Origin of the sequence: Paraburkholderia sp. EG286B (assembly GCF_040965655.1) — a bacterium.
In the GTDB taxonomy this organism is placed as follows: domain Bacteria; phylum Pseudomonadota; class Gammaproteobacteria; order Burkholderiales; family Burkholderiaceae; genus Paraburkholderia.
On the sequence record NZ_JBFRCF010000096.1, the window covers coordinates 1 to 2,327 of the forward strand.

A 2,327-nucleotide genomic window follows, 5' to 3' on the forward strand; every position below is an offset into this window, starting at 1 on the left:
GGCACGGCACTACCACTCTGTTCGCCGCGCTCAATACGGCAACGGGTGAAGTTATTGCGCAATGTAAGCCGCGCCACCGACATCAGGAATTCCTGGCGTTTCTCAGGCATGTGGATCAGGCGGTGCCTGCCGATCTCGATGTGCATTTGATCGTCGACAACTATGCGACACACAAGCATCCCAAGGTCAGGGCGTGGCTGGCCAGGCATACGCGCTACCACATGCACTTCACGCCGACTTACTCAAGCTGGCTGAATCAGGTGTATTTCCTGTCTATGTAATCGCGCCCGAGACCTCAAACCACCTCGAACAGTCCGGCGGCGCCCATGCCGCCCCCAATGCACATCGTGACAACGACGTATTTCTCGCCTCGACGCTTGCCTTCCAGCAACGCGTGGCCGACGAGGCGTGCACCCGTCATACCGTATGGATGACCGATCGAGATCCCACCGCCATTCACGTTCAACCGCTCAGGATCGATCCCCAGTCGGTCCCGGCAGTAAATCACCTGACACGCAAAAGCCTCATTGAGCTCCCACAAGCCAATGTCACTCACCTTCAGGCCGTGACGCCCAAGAAGTTTCGGCACGGCGAAGACTGGACCAATCCCCATCTCTTCTGGCCCGCAGCCAGCCACGGCAATGCCTCGGTAGATTCCCAAAGGTTGTGCGCCACGGCGCTCGGCCAGCTTGCTGTCCATCAACACACAAGCTGATGCACCATCGGATAACTGACTCGCATTACCGCCCGTTGTAAAACCGCCTTCGATCGCAGACTTAAGCTGCGCCAAGGACTTCGTCGTCGTATCCGGGCGATTCCCCTCATCGCGGTCCAGCACCACCTCGCGATACCTGACCTCACCACTCTGCTTGTCAATAACCGCCATCGTCGTGGCGATGGGAACGATTTCCGTGTCAAAGCGCCCTTCGCTCTGCGCCACTGCAGTGCGCCGCTGTGATTCGGCCGCATACGCATCCTGTGCTTCGCGCGACACATGGTACTTTTTCGATACGATCTCGGCAGTATGAAGCATCGGAATATAGGCGTGCGGCACTCGACCGATCAGGTTGCTGTCCGCATCGGTTCCGACCCAGCCGACGAACTTATCCTGAACTAGCGAAATACTCTCCTGCCCACCGGCTATCACCGTGTCCATCCTGTCCACGATAATCTGCTTCGCTGCAGTCGCCACCGCCATCAGCCCAGAGGCGCATTGACGGTCAATCGTCTGTCCCGCCACTCCCAGCGGTAGCCCTGCGGCCAGTGCGCCCAGGCGCGCGACATTCATGCCAGCAGTGCCGCCCGGCATTGACGTCCCGATAACCACGTCTTCGATTTCGTTGGGATCAATTTTCGCACGTTGCACAGAATGCGAAATCACGTGACCGATCATAGTCGGTGATTTTGTATTGTTCAGCGATCCTTTGTAGGCTCGACCAATCCCGGTACGGGCAGTGGAAACAATAACCGCGTCTCTCATGATCTCTACCAAAGCCTCCTCTTATTGATGGGCGCAGTGACTTGCATCGTACGATTCGTACCTACAAGGGGACCCACGAGTACTACATCGTAGGCACCTTCATCTAACCTGCAACGCACCCTTTTTATAAACGATCGTTCAGTTACTGCGAAGATAGGCTGCGAGCCAAGAAAAGTCAATGGCAGCGCGCCGACTCGGGGAGCTGACAAAATTTCACTACTACCCTTTGACAGGCGAGCGTTCATGGCCTAAGCTGATCAGTAATAAACGATCGTTTCGCCATTGATTTTTATAGAACCTCGCTTGTCGTGGTCGTCAAACGTGCGGAAGCCGAACTTACTGCAGAACAACTCATCGAATTCTACAAAGCCAAGGTCGCAAAATGGCAGATTCCCGATATTGCAACCGTTTCTGCGTCTACCTTATATTGGCGTCAGACGACATAAATCTTCCGTGGATTAGCCAGCGTCCCTCCCTACCAGGGCGCCTAACGAGCGTACTTTCGGCTGCCCGTCAAATTTCACCGCGAGGAAGTTTTGCGGCTGTGCGCTGTGGTTTTGAAGTCGAACCGGGTCGCTAACGATCAAGGAGATACTGCGCCGACGGTATCGACTGCACACTCAACTGGTATTTCGCTGCGCTCGCCCGCTTGAAGACACATTCAACATTCAATACTGCACGTCTCCATTGACCTTAAGCTGCCTGTCACCTCCTCACGCTTAGCAGGTCGCTGAAATACACCCGAGCTGACGCGACATCGCTCCAATTACGCGGCTCTCGCGGCAAGATCTTTCGCATTGTGCAAATTCAATGCGAATTCAACGTCCTTTTAAGCGCTTTGAGGCCA

At 55.3% G+C, this 2,327-nt stretch carries 1 protein-coding gene and 1 pseudogene; one reads left to right on the forward strand and one right to left on the reverse strand.

Features of this window, described 5'->3' with window-relative positions; all coding sequences use genetic code 11:
• A pseudogene (locus AB4Y42_RS43780) lies at positions 1 to 263 on the forward strand (IS630 family transposase); the annotation flags it as partial.
• A 32-nt stretch (positions 264 to 295) separates the two neighbouring features.
• On the opposite strand, the gene AB4Y42_RS43785 reads toward AB4Y42_RS43780, so the two are convergent.
• Entirely contained in the window at positions 296 to 1,480 is a 1,185-nt protein-coding gene (locus AB4Y42_RS43785; protein WP_368697828.1) for an acetyl-CoA C-acyltransferase, read from the reverse strand.
• Between the last annotated feature and the right edge of the window lie 847 nt (positions 1,481 to 2,327).

Coding starts and splice junctions, on each gene's coding strand:
- AB4Y42_RS43785 (WP_368697828.1), bottom strand. CDS start 1,480: ATGAGAGACGCGGTTATTGTTTCCACTGCCCGTACCGGGATTGGTCGA.